General features: G+C 72.3%; 23 protein-coding genes. 8 read left to right on the plus strand and 15 right to left on the minus strand.

What is annotated here, in order from left to right:
• Nucleotides 1–245 precede the first annotated feature (245 nt).
• The gene (locus ABD331_RS52795) at nucleotides 246–1121 is read left to right on the plus strand and encodes a hypothetical protein (protein ID WP_344493757.1); all 876 of its coding nucleotides are present in this window, start codon (nucleotides 246–248) and stop codon (nucleotides 1119–1121) included.
• 3 nt (nucleotides 1122–1124) lie between these two features.
• Here ABD331_RS52795 and ABD331_RS52800 read toward each other — a convergent pair whose 3' ends face one another.
• Nucleotides 1125–2426: a hypothetical protein gene (locus ABD331_RS52800; RefSeq protein WP_344493759.1), complete on the minus strand. Its 1302-nt coding sequence runs from the start codon at nucleotides 2424–2426 to the stop codon at nucleotides 1125–1127.
• A 250-nt stretch (nucleotides 2427–2676) separates the two neighbouring features.
• Here ABD331_RS52800 and ABD331_RS52805 point away from each other — a divergent pair, with 250 nt between their 5' ends.
• Entirely contained in the window at nucleotides 2677–3228 is a 552-nt protein-coding gene (locus ABD331_RS52805) for a helix-turn-helix domain-containing protein (protein ID WP_344493761.1), read from the plus strand.
• 352 nt (nucleotides 3229–3580) lie between these two features.
• On the opposite strand, the gene ABD331_RS52810 is transcribed toward ABD331_RS52805, so the two are convergent.
• The 11 genes from ABD331_RS52810 to ABD331_RS52855 all read right to left on the minus strand — a co-directional run bounded on the left by ABD331_RS52810 (nucleotide 3581) and on the right by ABD331_RS52855 (nucleotide 9609).
• Complete coding sequence (locus ABD331_RS52810; protein WP_344493763.1) at nucleotides 3581–4330, minus strand: methylated-DNA--[protein]-cysteine S-methyltransferase; 750 nt, start codon at nucleotides 4328–4330, stop codon at nucleotides 3581–3583.
• Nucleotides 4327–4887 carry an RNA polymerase sigma factor gene (locus ABD331_RS52815; protein WP_344493765.1) on the minus strand — a complete coding sequence of 187 codons (561 nt, stop codon included), beginning with the start codon at nucleotides 4885–4887 and terminating at the stop codon, nucleotides 4327–4329. The genes ABD331_RS52810 and ABD331_RS52815 overlap by 4 nt, the downstream gene beginning before the upstream one ends.
• 94 nt (nucleotides 4888–4981) lie before the next feature.
• Nucleotides 4982–5287, minus strand: coding sequence for a DUF1416 domain-containing protein (locus ABD331_RS52820; protein WP_148433448.1), 306 nt, complete (start codon nucleotides 5285–5287; stop codon nucleotides 4982–4984).
• The gene (locus tag ABD331_RS52825; RefSeq protein ID WP_344493768.1) at nucleotides 5287–6126 is read right to left on the minus strand and encodes a sulfurtransferase; all 840 of its coding nucleotides are present in this window, start codon (nucleotides 6124–6126) and stop codon (nucleotides 5287–5289) included. Before ABD331_RS52825 ends, ABD331_RS52820 begins: the two co-directional genes overlap by 1 nt.
• Complete coding sequence (locus tag ABD331_RS52830; protein WP_344493770.1) at nucleotides 6123–6536, minus strand: DUF4395 domain-containing protein; 414 nt, start codon at nucleotides 6534–6536, stop codon at nucleotides 6123–6125. The genes ABD331_RS52825 and ABD331_RS52830 overlap by 4 nt, the downstream gene beginning before the upstream one ends.
• A 60-nt stretch (nucleotides 6537–6596) precedes the next feature.
• The gene (locus ABD331_RS61190) at nucleotides 6597–6680 is read right to left on the minus strand and encodes a putative leader peptide (RefSeq protein ID WP_350668905.1); all 84 of its coding nucleotides are present in this window, start codon (nucleotides 6678–6680) and stop codon (nucleotides 6597–6599) included.
• A 78-nt stretch (nucleotides 6681–6758) separates the two neighbouring features.
• Entirely contained in the window at nucleotides 6759–7172 is a 414-nt protein-coding gene (locus ABD331_RS52835) for a TlpA family protein disulfide reductase (RefSeq protein ID WP_344493772.1), read from the minus strand.
• A 27-nt stretch (nucleotides 7173–7199) separates the two neighbouring features.
• The gene (locus tag ABD331_RS52840) at nucleotides 7200–8057 is read right to left on the minus strand and encodes an anti-sigma factor family protein (RefSeq protein WP_344493909.1); all 858 of its coding nucleotides are present in this window, start codon (nucleotides 8055–8057) and stop codon (nucleotides 7200–7202) included.
• Nucleotides 8057–8569 (minus strand): sigma-70 family RNA polymerase sigma factor, encoded by a 513-nt coding sequence (locus ABD331_RS52845; protein WP_344493774.1) that lies wholly within the window; start codon nucleotides 8567–8569, stop codon nucleotides 8057–8059. Before ABD331_RS52845 ends, ABD331_RS52840 begins: the two co-directional genes overlap by 1 nt.
• A 37-nt stretch (nucleotides 8570–8606) precedes the next feature.
• Complete coding sequence (locus ABD331_RS52850; protein ID WP_344493776.1) at nucleotides 8607–9272, minus strand: LmeA family phospholipid-binding protein; 666 nt, start codon at nucleotides 9270–9272, stop codon at nucleotides 8607–8609.
• An 85-nt stretch (nucleotides 9273–9357) separates the two neighbouring features.
• Complete coding sequence (locus ABD331_RS52855) at nucleotides 9358–9609, minus strand: MoaD/ThiS family protein (protein WP_148433531.1); 252 nt, start codon at nucleotides 9607–9609, stop codon at nucleotides 9358–9360.
• Nucleotides 9610–9785: 176 nt separating this feature from the next.
• On the opposite strand from ABD331_RS52855, the gene ABD331_RS52860 reads away from it, so the two are divergent.
• The 3 genes from ABD331_RS52860 (at nucleotide 9786) to ABD331_RS52870 (ending at nucleotide 14597) form a co-directional block, all read left to right on the plus strand.
• On the plus strand, nucleotides 9786–10478 hold the full coding sequence (locus ABD331_RS52860; RefSeq protein WP_344493778.1) for a response regulator transcription factor: 693 nt from the start codon (nucleotides 9786–9788) through the stop codon (nucleotides 10476–10478).
• 207 nt (nucleotides 10479–10685) lie between these two features.
• The gene (locus ABD331_RS52865) at nucleotides 10686–14159 is read left to right on the plus strand and encodes a tetratricopeptide repeat protein (protein WP_344493780.1); all 3474 of its coding nucleotides are present in this window, start codon (nucleotides 10686–10688) and stop codon (nucleotides 14157–14159) included.
• A 69-nt stretch (nucleotides 14160–14228) separates the two neighbouring features.
• A complete protein-coding gene (locus ABD331_RS52870; protein WP_148433439.1) occupies nucleotides 14229–14597 on the plus strand; it encodes a hypothetical protein in 369 nt (122 codons plus the stop codon).
• A gap of 50 nt (nucleotides 14598–14647) precedes the next feature.
• Here the strand turns inward: ABD331_RS52870 and ABD331_RS52875 are convergent, their stop codons facing one another.
• Entirely contained in the window at nucleotides 14648–15343 is a 696-nt protein-coding gene (locus tag ABD331_RS52875; RefSeq protein ID WP_344493783.1) for a hypothetical protein, read from the minus strand.
• A 48-nt stretch (nucleotides 15344–15391) separates the two neighbouring features.
• Between ABD331_RS52875 and ABD331_RS52880 the strand changes: the two genes are divergently transcribed.
• The gene (locus tag ABD331_RS52880; protein WP_344493785.1) at nucleotides 15392–16297 is read left to right on the plus strand and encodes an aminoglycoside phosphotransferase/kinase family protein; all 906 of its coding nucleotides are present in this window, start codon (nucleotides 15392–15394) and stop codon (nucleotides 16295–16297) included.
• An 83-nt stretch (nucleotides 16298–16380) separates the two neighbouring features.
• Here the strand turns inward: ABD331_RS52880 and ABD331_RS52885 are convergent, their stop codons facing one another.
• Both ABD331_RS52885 and ABD331_RS52890 read right to left on the minus strand, forming a co-directional pair.
• Complete coding sequence (locus tag ABD331_RS52885; protein ID WP_344493787.1) at nucleotides 16381–16893, minus strand: SET domain-containing protein; 513 nt, start codon at nucleotides 16891–16893, stop codon at nucleotides 16381–16383.
• Nucleotides 16894–16896: 3 nt separating this feature from the next.
• Nucleotides 16897–18090 (minus strand): FUSC family protein, encoded by a 1194-nt coding sequence (locus ABD331_RS52890; RefSeq protein WP_344493789.1) that lies wholly within the window; start codon nucleotides 18088–18090, stop codon nucleotides 16897–16899.
• Between the two features lie 77 nt (nucleotides 18091–18167).
• Between ABD331_RS52890 and ABD331_RS52895 the strand changes: the two genes are divergently transcribed.
• Nucleotides 18168–18776 carry a dienelactone hydrolase family protein gene (locus ABD331_RS52895; protein WP_344493791.1) on the plus strand — a complete coding sequence of 203 codons (609 nt, stop codon included), beginning with the start codon at nucleotides 18168–18170 and terminating at the stop codon, nucleotides 18774–18776.
• Nucleotides 18773–19135, plus strand: coding sequence for a VOC family protein (locus ABD331_RS52900; RefSeq protein WP_344493793.1), 363 nt, complete (start codon nucleotides 18773–18775; stop codon nucleotides 19133–19135). The genes ABD331_RS52895 and ABD331_RS52900 overlap by 4 nt, the downstream gene beginning before the upstream one ends.
• Nucleotide 19136 lies beyond the last annotated feature (1 nt).

The following is a 19136-nucleotide window of genomic DNA, read 5'->3' on the forward strand; positions in this document are numbered from 1 at the left end:
GGCCTCCGGCACAGCGCGAGGCCGCCGGTGGTGCGACGCAACCGATCCCGGCCATCCGACCGTCCGCCGGGCCGCTGCCGGGCACGACCCCGTTCGGCGCACCACAGCCCCCCGGCCCCCCGCCCCCTGGCGCCCAACCTCCTGGGGCGCAGCCGCCCGGCCACCAGCCCCCTGGCGCGCACTCGCGGGGCGCGCATGGCGTGGGCGCCCAAGCTCCAGGTGCACAGCCTCCTGACGCGCGCGGCATGAGCGCGCAGGCGATGGACGCGCCGCCTCCCGGTGGTGCCCTGCCGCCCAGCGCCCTCCCGCCCGGTGCCCTGCCGCCCGGCACCCTGCCACCCGGCGCTCTGCCACCCAGCGCGCAGCACCCGGGCGCGCACTCGGCGGGCGCGCACGGCATGGGCGCGGCCTCCCTGGGCGCACAGGCGGGCGGGCAGCCCCCCGGCGGCGCCCTCCCGCCCGGCGCGCAGCCCCCAGGCGTCTCCGAGCAGGCGCCCGCCACGCCCGACGCCACCGCGCCCGACGGGGCCGCGCCACCGCGGCGTTCCAGGCGGCGCCGTACCGCACTGATCGCCGCGGGCGCGATCCTGGCGTCGTTGCTCACCACCGCCGCCCAGAGCTACGACGGCTACCTCTTCTACGAGATGAAGATGGACAGCCGCAAGGACACCAAACACACCATCGTCGCCGCCGGCCAGGCGGGCCAGGCTCACAACATCGAGTACAAGGCCACGATCACCAAAACCGAAGCCCCCGCGAACAGCAAGCTGCGCGAGGGCGTGACCTGGCTGAAGATCGTGATCACGAAGAAGCTGCTGAACGAGTCCAGCGCCACCATGACCGGCCCCCCGTCGGAGTACAAGCTGACGGACACCAAGGGCCGCACCTGGGCGGTGGAGGCCCAGGCGGTCGGCGATCCGCCGCTGGACAAGCTGGAGATGGGCAAGGAGTACAGGATCGAGGGGCTGGCGATCGTGCCGTCCCCGGTGGCGAACGAAGTGGAGCTGAGCTTCCGGCCGAGCACCTACCGCTCGGACACCCCCACGGAGGACCTGTTCGACCGGGAGGCGATGGAGAAGGCCGAGAAGGACGACGTAGTGCTGGTGTTCAGACGCCGCTGAGGTTCAGACGTCGTTGAGGGGCTCGCCGCGCAGGCGGGCGCGGGTGGCGGCGAGATCGTACGTGGCGGCCAGGAGCGCCATGGTGAGCACGGTCACGACCATCTTGTGCACGAAGGCGAGCGGCGGCCCCTGGTAGACCCACACCCACTCGGCCTCGCTGCCGATGAGGTAGCGCAGGCCGCGCTCGCCGTACTCGCCGGCCACCGTCACGGCCACGTAGCACAGGCACATCATGCCGAACAACGGCGCGCCGGCCTTGAACACCATGCGCAGCGAATTGGCCAGCGGCAGCCAGCGGTCGCGGAACCCGCCGGTGACCTGGTCGAAGGACTTCTGCGTGATGTCGTGGCTGCTTTCGAGGCGGTCCACGCCCTTCTCCAGCCTGGTGCCCTTGAGCAGGGTGCGGGCCTCGTCGGAGTAGGCGCCGAAGACGAGCATCGCGACGGTGAGCCAGGCCAGGGGGACGGCGACGGCGTCCAGGAACAGCGGCCAGACGTCGCCCAGCCAGCCGGTGACGTCGTCCCAGACCGGCACCTTCTGCTGAGCTTCGGCCCAGACCTCCTGTGTGCCCTCGACGACGCTGCGGTGCGACACCCACTCGGACCGCGCGTCGGCGAAGGCGACGGTGGCGTTCAGCCCGTAGAAGACGAAGGCGAACTCGGAGAAGGCGGCGGCGAAGCCGTAGAAGCCGCTCTTGCCCTTCTCGACGAGCTTGGCGAAGAGCATCTTCAGCGCGAACATCACGGCCATCGCGCCGAGCGACACCCGCCAGTCGAGGCCGGACAGGCCCTCGCCGAACTGGCTCTCCTCGCCGAACCAGGCGGCGGAGGTCATGTCGTAGAAGTGATGGAAGATGTCCATCTGGTAGATGTCGCGGGCGTCCTCCACGTGGAAGCCCCACGCGAGGTAGAGCACCGCGAAGGCGGGGGCGACGCGGTCGAGGGTGCGGAAGAAGCGTTCGTCGGCGACGCCCTCGTCGGCCCTGGCGCGCAGCTCCCAGAGGGCGCCGCGCAGGGTGTAGAGCATGCCGGTGGTGACCGTCATCGCCGCCATGATGATGAGCGTCAGCAGGGTCATGACGCCCACGAGGCGGATCTGCCGCCAGTCGCCGTACGCCACCTCGACGGCGCCGTACAGCAGCACGAAGCGTGCCAGCTCGCCGACGGCGAACCAGCAGATCAGGGGCAGGGCGCACTTGCCCGCCAGGCGGAGGGCGTGCAGGGGCAGCGAGTACGGCGACGGCAGCTCCTGAGCCGTCGAAGGCCCAGGTCGCGGGGGTGCCGTCACACCTGTCGATCCGGACATCTGTGGAATCGTATCGGTCTGTCCCTTGGAGCGCAGCCGCAACATGGCAAAAGCGCTACGCTCCGCAGATCGATCATGAGCAGGCGGCGATCATCGGCACCGCCCGCCTTCATGAGCGTTGATCACCGGCACGAGCCACCTCCGCGAACGGTGATCATCGCACGCGCCGCCTCCGCGAGCGGCGCGGCGGCTCTTCAGCAATCCATGGGCCCGGCCCACGGGCTGGTTGAATGTGCGGCAATATGGCGGTATGGAGCCGCAGCCCGCACTCGACACCGATCCGCGCGTGGTGGGAGACCGATTGCGGCAACTGCGGCAGGCGCGCGGCGTCTCGCTCTCCGAGCTCGCCAAGCGGGCCGGCATCGGCAAGGCCACGCTGTCGGGCGTGGAGACCGGCACCCGCAACCCGACCCTGGAGACGCTCTGGGCGATCACCGCGCAGCTCGGGGTGCCGATCGGGGCCATACTCGACGCGCCGCCCGAGCCGCAGATCATGCGGGGGACGGCGATCGAGGCCGAGCTGCTGGAAGTGTTCGAGGACGACCGGGTGACCTACGAGCTGTATCGGGTGCGGATACCGCCGGGGCTGACGCAGACCTCGCCCGCGCACCACGAAGGGGTCAGCGAGCACGTCACGGTCTTCACCGGCACGCTCAGCGCCGGGCCCATCCACGAGCCGCTCACGGCGGGGCCGGGGGATCACATCTCGTGGGTGTCGGACGTGCCGCACGGGTATCGGGCGCACGGGCCTGACGTGGTGCGGGCGACGCTGTTGATGCGTTACCCGACCAAGCCCATCTGACCCACCGCCCCCCGACCCCGCCTCGCCCGAGCGCACGCCGTACTCCGGCTGGTGACCTTGGGGACGGCGCTGGGCTTGACGCGCGGGGGGCAGGGGCCGGGACGTAGCCGCAGACGCTGGGCACAGGGCAGGGCTCAGGCGCGCTGGGCGCACGGCACGGGGCCCACGGCACGGGGCGCGGGGCACAGCGCGGGGCGCAGGCGCGGTCCACGGCGCAGGCGCGGGGCGCTGGGGCCAGCGGAGCGCCGGCGGCATCTGGAGTGACGCGCGGCGGGCGGGCGCCGTAGTAGTGCGGTGGCGTAGCGGCAGGGCGTAGCGCGGCGCGGCGGGCGGTGGCCCCGCCGCCGCGCCGTTACGCCGGGATGTCGTCGGTGGCCGGGCGGCAGGTGCGGCAGGGTCGGTAGCCGGCGGCGCGGGCCTGGGAGAGGCTGCGGAAGCCGTGCCGGTGCGCGGCCGTGATGCGCCGCGCGTTGTGGCAGGTCGGGAAGCACACCACCCCGGTGGTGTCGCTGGCCAGGTAGAACACCCGCTCCCCCGCCAGCGCCCGCAGCCGCTCCAGGTCCACCCCTTCGGCCGCCAGCAGCCGTTCCTTGGCCGCCGGGCCGAACACGTACTCGCCCGCCGCCCCGTCCGACCGGATGACCCGGTGGCAGGGGATGAGCAGCGGGACGGGGTTGTGTCCGAGCGCGGTCCCGACGGCGCGGACGGCCTTGGGGCGGCCGATGCGGGCGGCGATCCACGCGTACGGGCGGACCTCTCCGCGCGGGATGTCCCGGGCGGCTTCCAGGACCGAGCGCTGGAAGGGGCTGAGCCCGCGCAGGTCGAGCCGGAGCCCCGACAGGCGTCCGGTGCGCAGCGCGGGCACCAGGCCCGCGGGCGGGCGGGCGGCGGGCAGCAGGGGACGGCCGAAGCGTTCCCTGAAGGCCCGCGTGAAGCCGTCTCCCGAGTGCACGTAGGCCACCCCCTGGTCGGTGTAGGCCACGGACAGCTCCCCGATGGGCGCCGGCACGCGGATCCATCGGGCCGCGATCCGGTCGAGCAGCGCCTCCGGCGGCTCCACGGCGAGTGCCGCGAGTCCGGTGAGCAGGGGATCCTGAGTCATCGGGCACCTCCTAGTGCGCGTAGCCGCCTCAACCCCCGGGACACGTGCGACTTGACCGTACCCTGGGGGATCTTCAACACCGTGGCGATCTCACTGACCGGCAGGTCCACGACGTGCCTGAGCACGACGGCGGCCCGCTGCTCGTCGGGGAGCCGCCCCAGCAGCGCGGCCAGCTCGTCGCCGGTCTCGCGGCGGACGGCCGCCGCCTCGACGTCCTGGCCGGGGTCGGGGCTGTCCAGCGGCTCGTCGACGAGGTCGGTGGGCGGCCTGCGGGACTTGGCGCGGGCGCAGTTGCGCCAGACGTTCATCAGGATCGTCATCAGCCAGGCGCGCGGCTGCAGCCCCGCGATGCGTTCGGGCGGGTAGCCGGACAGGGCCCGGTACGCCCGCAGGAACGCCTCCGCCGTGTAGTCCTCGGCGTCGGCCCAGCGCCCGGTGAGCCGCAGCGCGGTCGAGAAGACCAGGCCGCGGTAGGCGCCGTACAGCTCGGCGAAGCCCGCGTCGAGGTCGTCCAGCAGCGCCTTGAGCACCGGGTCGGGACAGTCGGTTGCAGCCACGTCCTCTACAACACCGCGCGGCGGGGATCGGTTGCACGCGAAGGGCCCGCGCCTCCGTGGCAGGAGAGCGCGGGCCCTGTAGGCGAGCGGGTGCTCAGACGGCGACCGCGAGCTGGGCGACCTCGCCCAGCTTGGCCTCGACCTGCACGTCCCTGGTGACGCCGCCGCCCGCGATGATGCGGACGGTCCAGTCGCCGGGCGCGGCGAAGAAGCGGAAGACGCCGTCCTCGGAGACCACGACCTCGCCGGTGAACTCACCGGAGTGGTCGAGCAGCCGCGCGTAGGCGGTGCCGGCGCCGGTCACGACGCCCTGGATGACGGCCTGGTTGCTGAGATCGATCCCGGCGGGCAGCGCGACGGTCTGCTCCGGCGCGCCGCAACCCTGTGCTGCAGCCGACATTAGCGGGCCTCCCCAAGCTCGATCGGCACGCCCACGAGCGAGCCGTATTCGGTCCACGAACCGTCGTAGTTCTTCACGTTGGACTGCTCGAGCAGCTCGTGCAGCACGAACCAGGTGTGCGCGGAGCGCTCGCCGATGCGGCAGTAGGCGATGGTGTCCTTGCCGAAGTCGACGCCGGCCTCCTGGTAGAGGCTGCGCAGGTCGTCGTCGGACTTGAAGGTGCCGTCGTCGTTCGCGGCCTTGGACCACGGGATGTTGCGGGCGGTGGGCACGTGGCCGCCGCGCTGGGCCTGCTCCTGCGGGAGGTGGGCCGGGGCGAGCAGCTTGCCGGTGAACTCGTCGGGCGAGCGCACGTCGACCAGGTTGAGCTTGCCGATGGCGGACACCACGTCGTCGCGGAAGGCGCGGATCGCGCTGTCCTGCTCCTGGGCCACGTACTGGGTCTTGGCGCGCTGCGGCACGTCCTTGACCAGCTCGCGAGAGTCGAGCTCCCACTTCTTGCGCCCGCCGTCGAGCAGCTTCACGTTGGAGTGGCCGTACAGCTTGAAGTACCAGTACGCGTAGGCGGCGAACCAGTTGTTGTTGCCGCCGTACAGCACGACCGTGTCATCGTTGCCGATGCCGCGGTCGGACAGCAGCGCCTCGAAGCCCGTCTTGTCCACGAAGTCGCGGCGCACAGGGTCCTGCAGGTCGTTACGCCAGTCGACCTTCACAGCACCACGGATGTGGCCCTTGTCGTAGGCGCTGACATCTTCGTCGACCTCGACGAGGACGACTCCAGGGGTGTCGAGGTTGGCCTCGACCCAGTCGGCGTCCACCAGGGCGGCGGAGCGGCTCATTTGGATACCTCCATGTTGGCGGCGGGCAGTAGTCGGCGAATGAGCAGGTACGTTTCGCAGCCGAGGCAGAATCCGAAGGCTGCGTTGAGGAAGGCGGCGAGGAGAGCCGCGGCCGTGGCCCCGAGGGCCAGCGGTGTGATCCCGGTGGCGAACCCGATCAGGCCGACGACCGCGAAGGCCAGCCCTACCCCCTGGGCGAAGCGGGGCGGACGGGCGTCCTCGGTCTCCGTTGGATCGCTCCTGACGAACGCCTTGAAGAGCATCGCGTACGGCGAGCGCCGATGCGCGCCGAGCGCGAAGACCACCGCCTGGGCGGCGAGCAGCCAGAAGCTCTCCGTCACCAGGACGGAGGCCAGGACCAGGGTGGTGATGGCCGCGCCGAAGCGCAGCGCTCTAGGATCGGCACGCATCGCAGGATGCTCCTGAAGGGGTCGATTTGGGGCGGATCACAGGTCCGCGCGAGATCGTCCTCAGGCAGCGCGACAGAGCGCGGTGGCGACGCGGCAGAAATCAACCGCGCGCCGCTTCGTGAGCAGCTCTGTCGATGGGTTCATGGCGACGACACTACTCGGCGTCTCGTCATCTGTCACATCTCGTCCGGTTGCTGAGACGACTTGTGAGACGCCTCACAGTCAGGTCTCGGGTACGGCCTGTGCGAGCGCGGCCAGCACGTCGGCCTTGCGCGGCTGCCCGGACGCCTTCTTGACGATGCCGCCCGCCGCGTCGAGCACGAGCACGGTGGGCGTGCGCGTGATGTCGAGCCTGCGGACGAGGTCGAGCCGGGACTCGGCGTCGATCTCGACGTGGCCGACCCCTGGCACGAGCGCGCTCACGTCGGCCAGGACGCGCCGGGTGGCCCGGCACGGCTGGCAGAACGCGGTCGAGAACTGCACCAGAGTGGCCTTCTCCCCGAGCGCGGCGCCGAGGTCGGCGGCGGACAGCCGGTCGCCGTCCGCGTCGTTCACGCGTCCGTCGCGGCGCAAGCGCATCACCCCGATCACCGTTCCGAGCGCCAGCGTCGCCAGCGCCACCCACAAGCCCGTCATCCTCCGTGCAACCGCGCGGCGGAGTGGTTACTTCCCGCGGTCCTTCACGGGCACGTTGACGAGCAGGTTCCCGGCGGTGTCGACCACCTCGAACCTGGCGATCTCGTTGAGCGACATGCTCGTCCCGAAGCGGAAGATCCTCCCGGTCTCGTAGTCGCGCTGCTTGACGACCCAGCTCTCGGAGCGCTCCTCGCGCCCGTCCACGCCGACCACCACGACCAGGCAGTCGGTGCCCACGGGCACGCCCATGACCTGCACGCCGAGCGCGGAGCCGGTGGCCGTGGGCCGGACGAGCACGGTGGCGTAGTACTCCTCGGCGTCGTTCTCGTCGCTGAACGCGACCTCGTCCGCCTTGGTGGGGGCCGGGGTGGGCCTGGTCGCGCTCTCGGGCACCGCGGGGCTCTGGGAGGCCTCGGCGGCGCTCCGGGAGTCGGAGGCGGCGTCCCTCGGCTGGGCCTTCTGTGCGTAGTCCTGCTCGCTGCTCTGGTCGCGGAGCACCTGGGGGGCCTCCGAGGCGGCGGGCGCGGGGGCCTGGGCCGCGGTCGTCTCACCTCCGGAGCCGGTCTGGATCGTCGTCCACACCGTGCCGCCCACCACCAGGACCGCCGCCGCCGCGATCAGCGACATCACGGCGCGCCCGCGCCTGGTCCGCTTGACGCGGTCGTTCAGCAGCCGGTCGAGCACCTGGCGCGGGGGGCTGGCGACCAGCTCCACGTCACGCTCGGACACCTTGCCCAGGAACGCGCCGACCCCCTCCAGCTCCAGCAGCTCGGCGCCGCACGCCTCGCAGGTCGCCAGGTGGTGGTCGATCTCCAGCTCCTCCTCGGGCTCCAGCGCGCCCAGCGCGTGCGCGCCCAGCGAGATGCGAACCTCCTCGCACGTCATCACGGTGCCAGCCCCCGTTCCTCGAGCGCCAGCTTGAGCGCGCGCAACGCGTAGTACGTGCGGGACTTCACCGTGCCCGGCGGAATGCCCAGCGTCGCCGACGCCTCCTTCACCGATCGCCCCCGGTAGTAGACCTCCAGCAGCACCTCCCGGTGCTCGGGCCGCAGCGCGGCCAGCGCCTCGGCCACGGCCCACGACTCGACCGCCCGCTCCAGCTCGTCGTCGGCCGGCAGGACCGCCAGCGCCTCGTCGCCGGTCTCCTGCGGCCTGGCCTTCTTGGCGCGATGCTGGTCCACGACGAGATTACGGGCCACCGTGAACAGCCACGCGCGGATGGGCCTGCCGGACATCGCCTCGGGATGTCGCCAGGCCCGCAGCAGCGTCTCCTGGACGACGTCCTCGGCCCGCCCGGAGTCACCGGTCAGTCGCAGAACGTAGCCGTAGAGGGGCCCGGCATGCTCGTCGAAGAGGGTCTTCACGAGTTCCTCGTCGGCGGTCCCGGCTGTGCTCACACCCTCTTCACGTACGACGGGCGCGAGCGGTTCAGTCTCATCCACGGATCGGCACGTCAGACGCCTCGGCCGAGATCTCCAGGCCCTCCGGCACGCTCTTGACCCCGGTCACCTTCACGTCGAAGGGCAGCTTGCCCTGGAAGGGGATGGTGTAGGAGATGAGCCGGGCGACCTGGTCGGGCACGCCCTGGATCTTCTCGGCCTGCACCCTGATCGCCCCGTCGGCCAATTCGACCCGCATCTCGGCGTTGAACCGCACCTTGTTCACCCCCACCGTGACCTCGCCCGACGCCGTGAGCCGCCGCCCGTTGCCGCCGATCTTGACGCCCTGGGGGGCGTGCTTGTCGATCGTCTCCCTGGTGAGGGTGCCGCTGATGCTCACACGGCCGGCCCGGATGTCGGGTCTGTTCTGGATGATGTCCGCCAGGGGTGCCGTCACGTCGTAGGCGGCGCCCCGCAGGTTCTTGATCGGCACGTCTCCGTACGTGAATGTGCCGAGATTGAACCGTACCTCCGGATAGCGCCCGGAGATGGCCTGAGTGAGAAATGGGATGCCCTCAATGGTGACGGTCGGCGTGCCGGAGAGGTCGGCCGACGCCGCGATGCGGTTCGCCAGATCCCGCTGCACGCCTGCCACGGCGACGCGGTCCACGGCGACAAGGAGGACGACCAGCACGATCAGGAAAACGATCAGCTTGCGCATGGGGCTCCCATGTCTCGAGCGGGGGTCAAGAGACTACCGATTGGAATCTCCCATTCCCCCGCGAAGCACCCCCTCACCTGACGGCTCAACCGCCTGCGAAGGGCGGGAGGACCTCCACGGTCGCGCCGTCAGCGAGGATGACCTCTCCGTGGGGGCGCTTGCCGACCGGGGAGCCGTCCACGAGGAAGGAGCATCGTCGCACGACGCGTGCCAGGTCTGACCGATTTTGTGTGATTTTCGTCATGAGTTCACCAAGCGTGACCGCTTCGAACGGTTCCTCGGCGACTCCCGCCGCTTCCTTGGCAGCCGCCCAATAACGCACTTTTCCCGTGGCCATGCGTTGCCTCACAATCTTTTCCACACTATTGTGCGTCGCCCTTAACGAGCTTGTTCCAGGAGACGCGCTGTTCATCTGCCGGACGCGCAATGGACGCGACTTACTAGTGGGATATCCTCACTCACAGGACCTGGGCGACGTAGCCCCCGGGTCCTTGCGTGTTTGAGGAGGCCGTAATGAGCAACCTGCTCCTGCTGACCAACGCCCTCGAGCCGTCCGCCGAGGTGCTACCGGCGCTCGGGTTGCTGCTCCACTCGGTCCGCGTCGCCCCGGCGGAGGCATCCGCCCTCATCGACACCCCTCCCGCCGACGCCGTCCTCGTTGACGCGCGCAAGGAGCTCGTGCAGGCCAAGAGCCTGTGCCGGTTGATCCGCACCACCGGCATCGACTGCCCGCTCCTGGTGATCGTGACCGAGGGCGGGCTGGCCGCGATGACCTCCGAGTGGGGCGTGGACGACGTGCTGCTCGACAGCGCCGGCCCCGCCGAGGTGGAGGCCAGGCTCCGGATGGCGACCGGCCGAATCTCGCAGGCCGCGACGGAGGACGTCCCGGACGAGATCCGCAGCGGCGACCTGTCGATCGACGAGGCCACCTACACCGCGCGGCTGCGCGGCCGCGTGCTCGACCTCACGTTCAAGGAGTTCGAGCTGCTCAAGTACCTCGCCCAGCACCCGGGCAGGGTCTTCACCCGCGCCCAGCTCCTCCAGGAGGTCTGGGGCTACGACTACTTCGGCGGCACCAGGACGGTCGACGTGCACGTGCGGCGGCTGCGCGCCAAGCTCGGCACCGAGTACGAGTCGCTGATCGGCACCGTGCGCAACGTCGGCTACCGCTTCGTGCCCGACCGCGCCGACGCGGCCAACGTCTGACCGAAAATCTTCGCGCCCGGCGGCGCCGACACCGCAGGGCCGAAAGTCTTCACGCCCGGCCGCGCCCGCCGCCGGCGTCTGACCGAAAGTTCCCGAAGATTGACAGCGGGTTCCCGCTGCGCTCCACTGATGTGACAAGTCGACGTACGAACTGTTTCGCGTCTGTCATGTCGAGGACACCGCCGTCCTTAAGGGGGTGGTGTCCGGGTGGGCCTCTTCGGATCGCTGATCGACGAGGGCGCCCGCCCGCGTGTCTACCACCGTGACGAGATGATGTGCTCGCCGTTGCGGGCCGACCACAACGTCTACGTGATCGACTCGGGCTACGCCCGCGAGTACACCCCGGCGGGCGGGCGGGAGGCCGTGCACGACCTGCGGGGCGCGGGCGACCTCGTCGGCGAGCTGGCCTTCTGGAGCCCCGCCGACCGGGTCAGGGTGGACGCGCTGACCGAGGTGCGCGCCTGGCCCATCGACCTGCGGCGGCTGCGCGAGCACGCCTCCGGCAGCCCCGCCGTGGCGAACGCGCTGGTGCAGGAGCTGTTCGCGCGCAACATGGCCGCGCGCAGGCACGAGGCGCTGTCCCGCGCGCCCGTCGCCGCCCGGCTGGCCGTGTGGCTGCTGCACCTGGACGAGCGTTACGAGCTGGGCTCCGAGGACGCGCCGCCGCTGACCATGGAGACGCTGGCCGGGCTGGTCGGCAGCTCCGCCGACGTGGTGCAGCGCCAGATCACCCGGTGGACGCAGCGCGGCTGGCTGGTCCGGGTGCGGTACCGGCGGCTGCGCGTCGCCGACCCGTCCGCGCTGCGCGTCGCCGCCGGGAGCTGGGAGCACCTGTCGGCGCCGTGGGCCGGGCGGGTGCCGCCGTTCCTGGCCCGCCCGGCCGGGCCGGCCGAGCCCCTGCCGGTGGGCGAGGTGCCCAAGCCGCGCCAGCTCCCCGCCGACATGCCGGACTTCATCGGCCGCCAGCAGAGCCTCGACCTGCTCACCGGCTGGCTGGAACGGCCACGGCGGACGAACACCATGGTCGTGCAGGGCCTGCCGGGGGTGGGCAAGACCGCGCTGGTGACGCACTGGGGCCATCTGCACGCCGACCGGTTCCCCGACGGGCAGATCGTGATCGACCTGCGCGGGCAGTCGCCGAGCCAGCCGCCGATGAGCACCGTCGAGGCCCTGGGACAGATCCTGCGCTCGCTCGGCATCGGCGAGCCCGCCTCCGACGAGGCCGAGCTGATGCTGCTCTACCGCAGCAGGATCGCCGGGCGGCGGCTGCTGCTCATCCTGGACAACGCCGCCGACCCCGCGCAGGTGCGGGCGCTGCTGCCGGGCAGCAGGGACTGCGTGGCGCTGGTCACCAGCAGGACCAGGATGGCGCCGCTGCGCGCCACCGGCCACGCCGACCTGATGGACCTGCCCGTGCTCGACCCGGGCAACGCCGTGGCGCTGCTCGTCGCGGTGCTCGGCGAGGACTCGCCCAGGGCCGCCGACCGCGACGCGCTGGCCGACCTGGCGCGGGTGTGCTCCTACCATCCGTTCGCGCTGCGGATCTCGGCGGCCAAGCTGGCCGAGAACCCCGGGCTCAGCGTCCAGTCCAGGGCGCGGGAGCTGCGCAGGCCCGACCGGCTGCTGGCAGGCGATCCTGAGGAGGCGTTCACCCAGGCGCTCAACCTGGCGTACGAGTCGCTGAGCCCCGCGCAGCGGCGGGCCTTCCGGCACGTCGGGCTGCTGCCAGGCCGTGACTTCACGCCCGAGGTGCTGGCGGCGGCGCTGGGCGTGCCGGTGAACGAGGCGGTGGTCGCGGTGGAGGGGCTGCACAGGGCGTACCTGGTGGAGCCGCTGCCGGGGCCGCGCTACCGGGTGCACGACCTGGTCAAGCGGCTGGCCAAGGAGCTGGGCAGGCACGCGGAGGCGGGCGTGCGGGAGGCCAGGGTGCGGCTGCTCGACCACTACCTGGCGATGGCGACCGATCCGGCGACGCCGCGCGAGTGGTTCGAGGCCGAGCGGCGCTCGCTGGTGTCGGCCGTGCGGCTGGCCGGGGAGAGCGGCGCGCACGGCATGGCCTGGCGGCTGGCCGAGGCCGTGTTCGAGCCGTTCAGGCGGCTGCGCTTCTACGAGAACAACCTGGAGGTGCAGCAGGGCGGGCTCACCTCGGCCATGCAGGTCAGCAACCGGCGGGCCATCGCGCTCATGCGCAGCCGGCTGGGCAGCCTGCACCGCGACATCGGCCCGTCCACGCTGGCCGCCAGGCTGATCGGCGAGGCGCTGGCGGACTTCGCCGAGCTGGGCGACCGCGAGGGCCAGGCGCGGGCGCTGAATGAGCTGGCCGAGGTGCACGGCATCGCCGGCAACAGCGAGGACGCGCTGCGTTACGCCGCCGAGGCGCTCGACCTGTACCGGGAGATCGACGACCCGGCCGGGGTGGCGAGCTGCCTGCACACGCTGTCGCGGCTGCACCTGTCGCAGGAGCGCTACGAGCTGGCGCTGCACCACGCCGGCCAGGCCCTGGACGTGCGCGAGGAGCTCGGCGACCGGCGTGGCACCGCGCAGAGCCTGATCATCCTGGCCACCGTGCAGCGCAACCTGGGCGAGCCGAACGCCGCCCTGTCGGAGGGCCTGGAGGCGCTGTCGATCTGCCACGAGCTGGGCGACGAGCACGCCGAGGCCGAGACGCTGCTGTGCCTGGCCGAGATCTACGACCTGCTGCGGCTGCCGCACGACGCCCAGCGCGACGCCGAACGCGCGCTGGCCGGCTACACCGCGACCGGCGACCAGTACGGCTGCGGCCGGGCCCTGTGCGCGCTCGGCCGCATCGCCCGCAACGGCTCCCGCTACGACGAGGCGCTCGCCTCCTACGACCAGGCCCTGGCCGTGCAGATCGAGCTGCACCACGAGCAGGGCAAGGCCGAGACGCTCGGCGACATCGGCCTGGTGTACTGGCGGCTGTCCGACTACCTGCGCGCCGACGACTACCTCAGCCAGGCGCTGGCGATCAGCAGGGTGATCCGCGACGGGCCCGTCGAGGCGCGCATGCTCAACCGGCTCGCGCGGGTGCGCCGCCGCCAGGGCCGCCCTCAGGTGGCCTTCGTGTACGCGCTCGAAGCCCTGGACATCGTGCAGGGCCTGGGTAACCGGCGGGTCGAGGGCGACGTGCAGGAGACGCTGACGTACACGTACCTCTCGCTGGGGCAGCCCAAGGCGGCGCTGCGGGCGGCCAGGGCGGCGCTGGCGATCAGGGAGGAGCTGCGCGACAACCGGGGCAGCGCGCTGCTGTCGATGGCGCAGGCGCTGCTCGCGGCGGGCCGGTCGGCGCAGGCGCTGGCGCCCGCCAGGGAGGCGGCCGAGCTGCAGCACGAGACCGGCACCCGCGACCGGTGGGCGGCGGCGCTCACCACGCTCGCCCTGGTGCTGCTCGACCTCGACAGGACGGACGAGGCCGCGTTGTACGCGCGTCAGGCCATGGACGTGCACAGGGAGTGCGGGACGCGGCGCGACCTCGGCTGCGCGCTGCGGGCACTCGGGCTCGTCTCGGCCCGGCTGGGGCACCGGTGGGCCGCCGTGACCCATTTGCGCGAAGCCGTGCGGGTTCTGGAAGAGGTGGGTGACGTTTTCGAGGCGAAGCAGGTGGCGGAGGAACTGCGGTTTATCCATGAAATGCCGACAAAAGTCGTGAAATCCCGGATCTAAGGTCGCAGATCTTTTCCGGACACTCCCGTTAGCTGGTGATCCGGCTACCGAAAAACGGAGGTGATCCGGATGCTCAAGAACCATCTGCGTCGAGACCTCAACTGGCTGAAAAGTCAGGCGCGCAAGGACAGACGGATCACCGTCGGGCTGCTCGCCGGTCTCCTGGGGGCCTGGGTGCACCAGGCTCCCGCCGCCGGGGAGGTCTCCTCCTCGCCGCTGCTGCTGGCCATCTCGGCCGCTCTCGCCGTGGGGTCGGGGGCCGCCTGGCTGGTGGCGACGTACCTCGTGTCGCGGACCCTGCGGGCGCGCCGCGAGCCGGCGGAGGAGCTGCGGTGGATCTCGCGGATCAGCAGGGGCAAGGAGTGGGCGTTCTGCTCGCTGAGCGCCTACGTGGCCTGGCACCTGCTGCAGTTCGTGACGGCGCTGCTGCTGGGCTGAAGCGGCTACCGCGGGGGCGGGCAGCGAGGGGCCGGCGGCGGGGTGCCGCCTCAGGAATGGGGCCGGGGCGGCGCCCCGCCGCCTTCGCCCAGAACCGCGCGCTCCAGGGAGTTCACGCGGACGCCGCCGCCCGTGTGCACGAACTGGACGATCTCCGCCGTGCGCAGCTCGGCCGTCCCGAAGTCGGCGTCCGCGTGCGCGTCACACCACGCGACCAGCTCGCCGGCGTTCGTCAGCGGGGCCGCGAAGTGCACGAGGCTGACGTACCAGCGGTCGCGGACCCGGCCGCGCTCCACGTCCCGGATGCCGCGCGTCTCCAGCACGTGGGCGAAGCGCTTGCGGATCGTGTCCAGGGTGTCGTCCTCCGGATGGGCGCCCACCACGACGCCGCCCGGGTGCGGGTGCACGCCCGCCAGGCGCACCCTTGCCGGCGGCAGGCCCGCCACCGCCTCGGCCAGCGCGCTCCCGTACGCGCGGCACAGCGGGTCGTCCTGCGGGATGTGCGTGCGGTAGCGCTCCAGCGTCCTGAGCGTGACGTGCAGGGTGCCGGCGCCGTGCACCCAGTGGCCGGGGGCGCTGACGGTGGCGGACAGCTCCGCCATCCGCTCCGCGATCTGCTGCTGCGGGCGGAACGCGGCCGTGGTGCCCCAGCGGGTGCCGCCGTCCGCGAAGGGGACGTCATGAGTGGCTTGACCGGCCAGCAGAGCCGCGCGCCCCCGCGCTCGAAACTCGGCGAAATCGGACATCCGTGCAGTATGCCATGATCAACGTCATCGGAGCGTGATACTGGCGCGGTGACGCTGGCCGAGTGGTGCGAGAAGTGGCTGGGGGCGACGCCGGTCCTGGAGCTCTTCCGGTCGGAGCATCTCGCCGAGGTGCTGGGGCTGGAGCTGGCCGACGGGCGGCGGGTGGTGGTCAAGCGCAGGACGCCGGGCGAGGCGCGCGTCCGGGGTTGCGTGGACGTGCAGCGGCACCTGGCGGCGGCGGGCTTCCCCTGCCCCGCGCCCCTCGCCGGGCCGTCGTTCATCGGCGGGTCGGTCGTGACGGCCGAGGAGTACGTGTCCGGCGGCGAGCAGCTCGGTGGCGGGGCGGATCGGGCGTCGCTGTTCGCGCGGGCGCTGGCCCGGCTCGTACGCCTCGCTCCCCCGCCCGGGGCCGTGGCCTCGCTCTCGCCCGCGCCGCCGTGGGTGGGGTGGGAGCACGGCGGGGCCGAGGTATGGCCGTGGCCGGACGACCTCGACGCCGACCTCAACGCCCGCCCCGGGCCCGGATGGCTGGACGACCTGGGCCGGCGGGTGCGGGAACGGCTGCTGGGGGCGCGGCCGGCGCCCGTGGTGGGGCACGGGGACTTCGAGTCGCAGAACGTGTGGTGGCGCGGGGAGGAGCTGCTGGCCGTGCACGACTGGGACAGCGCCGTGGCGCTGCCCGAGCCGGCCGTCGCGGGGGCGGCCGCGGCGGTGTTCACCGAGACGGGGCGGTCGGCCGTGCGGGCCGGGGTGGAGGAGAGCGCGCGTTTTCTGGAGTGCTACGTGCGGGCGCGGGGAGCGGTCTGGGGGCGCGAGGAGTGGGGGGTGGCGTGGGGGGCCGGGCTGTGGGTGCGGGCGTTCAACGCCAAGAAGGCGGTGGTGGCGGGCGATGGGGGTGAGCTGCTCGACCAGCTCGCCGACCAGGCCGGGGACCGGCTGCGGCTGATGGGCTGACCTCAGGCTCGCGGACTGACGTCAGGCTCGTGGGCTGACCTCAGGCTCGTGGGCTGACCTCAGGCTCGTGGACTGAGTCATGACTAAGCGTGGACGAGTGCGAGCAGGGCGGGCACCCAGTGCTCGCCGTAGCGCTCCAGCAGGTCGGGGCGGCGCCAGTCGTCGCCGGTCACGCGGCCCCGGCAGAGCGGGGTGGCGCAGCGGCAGTCCAGGACGAAGCCGGGGTCGGCGGTGCTGGTGGCGTAGTCGCTGGTGACCTCCTCCCCAGGGCGCAGGTCGCGGCGGGCGGCCAGCGTGTACGGCCCGGTCCACCACAGGTTCGGGTCGCAACTGTGGTTGGCCTTGCCGATGGGGCGGCCAGGCGGCAAAACGAGGTGATGGTCGGCGGTCACCGTGATGGTGTCGACGTAGGGCACGGTGGGGTCGGCGAACAGGGCCTGGAGGTCGTCCCAGGTCACCAGGCGCCCGCCCAGGCGGGAGACGACGGTGCCGGCGGGGATCTCCGCCGTGGCGAACAGGCCCTCGCCCGCGATGACAGAGGGGCGCACCTCCAGGCCGGGGTGGAGCCAGCAGTCGGGTTCCGGAGCTTGCGGCACCCGTCAATCCTGCCTCGGGAAGGCCGCCTTGTGCGGGCCGGTGTCCGGGTCGAACTCGTGCCGGATCCGCGCGCAGTCGTCCAGCAGCGCCCCCTGCAGCGAGCGCAGCTCGGCATGCCGGGTGTGGTGGAACTCGGTGGCCAGCCGCCGCTGCTGGCGTTCGCCGTCGTCGAGGGCGGCGCACAGGTCCTCCAGGTACTCCCGCCGCCCGTGACCGACCTGCAGCATGCCGAAGTCCCTGAACACGCGGGACAGCGCGGCCAGCTCGTCCGCCAGCGACTCGGGCAGGTCGGCGCCGCGCGCGCCGGGCAGGCCGCGCACGCCGGCGACGAGGTCCACGAGGCCCCTGGCGATGCCTCTGAGCTGGTGGCAGGCGTGGTCGAGGCAGGTGGCGGCCTCGGCCACCTGGCGCAGGCGGCGGTCGTAGCGGCGGCGGCGCAGCGACAGCCGTACGGACTCCGCCGCCTGGTCGGCGGCCTGTTCGGTGTCCTCCAGGCGCTGGGACAGGGCACGCGCCCGGTCGAGCCACTCGCCGGCCATCTCCCTGTCCCAGTCGCCGCGCAGGCCGTTCGACATGTCCTCGGCCAGGTCGGCCAGCTCGGCGGACAGGCCGCACAGCTCCTTGCCGGCCTTGTCCACGAAGCGGGGCGGCATGACGAGGAGGTTCGCCGCGATGCCGATGGCGGCGCCGAGGAGCACGTCGGCGAGGCGGGCGAAGCCGTACGTGCTGCCGAGCGCGAACACCAGCAGCGCCGTGATGGGGATCTGCACGTTCTGGGCGGGCAGGTTGAGCAGGCGCGTCAGGACGAGGCCCGCCACCACCAGCACGCCCAGCGTCACCACGTTGGCGCCGATCAGCCAGATGAGCGCGGTGGCCGCGCCCACGCCGACCACGACGGCCATGATCTGCTGGCCGCCGCGGACGAGCGTGCTGTACGCCGTCGCGGAGACGGTCAGCAGCACGCCGATGGGCACGAGCACCGGCAGGTCGACCTTGAGCACGTACGCGGCCAGCCACCAGGCCAGCGCGCACGCCGCCGTCACCTTGACCGTCTGGGCCAGCGCCTCCCGCTCCATCCGCAGCCAGCGCCCGACGCCCATGCTGTGGACGCGGGCCAGCGCGGCGGCCCCGCCCGACACGATGCGTTCGAGCGGGGAGCCGACCACCTCGCGACCGCGCCCCGTTTCACCCTCCATGTCCAGTTTTCCTGCCCAGTAACGGCGCGGATAGAGCCGCCGTTGAGCGGGTAGCGGCAGATGAGGGAGGGTGACACATGGCCGGCGACCTGATCGTTCCTGACGCCGCTCACGGCTTGGTGGTGTTCGTGCACGGCAGCGGCAGCGGCCGGCACAGCCCCCGCAACCGTTTCGTGGCGGGCGCGCTCAACGAGACGGGCCTGGGCACGCTGCTGTTCGACCTGCTCACGCCCGAGGAGGAGGCCGACAGGGCGAACGTCTTCGACATCCCGCTGCTGGCCGGGCGGCTGCTGGAGCACACCGCCTGGGTGCGCGACCAGCCCGCGGCCAAGGGCCTGCCGATCGGGTACTTCGGCGCCAGCACCGGCGCGGCGGCGGCCCTGTGGGCGGCGGCCGAGCCCGGCAACGCGATCGCCGCGATCGTCTCGCGCGGCGGCCGTCCCGATCTGGCCGGGGAGCGGCTGGCGGCGGTGCGCGCGCCGACCCTGCTCATCGTGGGCGGGCGCGACCCGGTGGTCGTGGAGCTGAACGAGCAGGCGCAGCGGCGCCTGAGCGCGGAGAGCCGGATCACGGTCGTGCCGGGGGCGACGCACCTGTTCGAGGAGCCGGGCGCGCTGGAGGCCGTGGCCGGGCACGCAAGAGACTGGTTCACCACCTGCTTCACCGGACCTAGGGAGCCGATGTGAGACTGGCCGCCACCGTCCTGGAGACGCCCGACGCGAACGCGCTGGCCGCCTTCTACCGTGCCCTGCTGGGCTGGGACGTCAAGGAGGAGGAGCCCGGCTGGGTGATGCTCAGGCCGCCGGGCGGCGGGGCCGGGCTGTCGTTCTCCAGCGACCCCCAGTACGTGCGGCCGACCTGGCCCGCGCGGCCCGGCGCCCAGCAGATGATGGCGCACCTCGACATCGAGGTGGACGACCTCGACGAGAGCAGCGCCAGGGCCGTCGAGCTGGGCGCGACGGTGGCCGACTACCAGCCGCAGCAGGACGTGCGCGTGCACCTCGACCCGGACGGCCACCCCTTCTGCCTCTTCCTGAACACGTAGC

This window comes from Nonomuraea monospora, assembly GCF_039531895.1.
GTDB classification, from domain to species: Bacteria; Actinomycetota; Actinomycetes; order Streptosporangiales; family Streptosporangiaceae; genus Nonomuraea; species Nonomuraea monospora.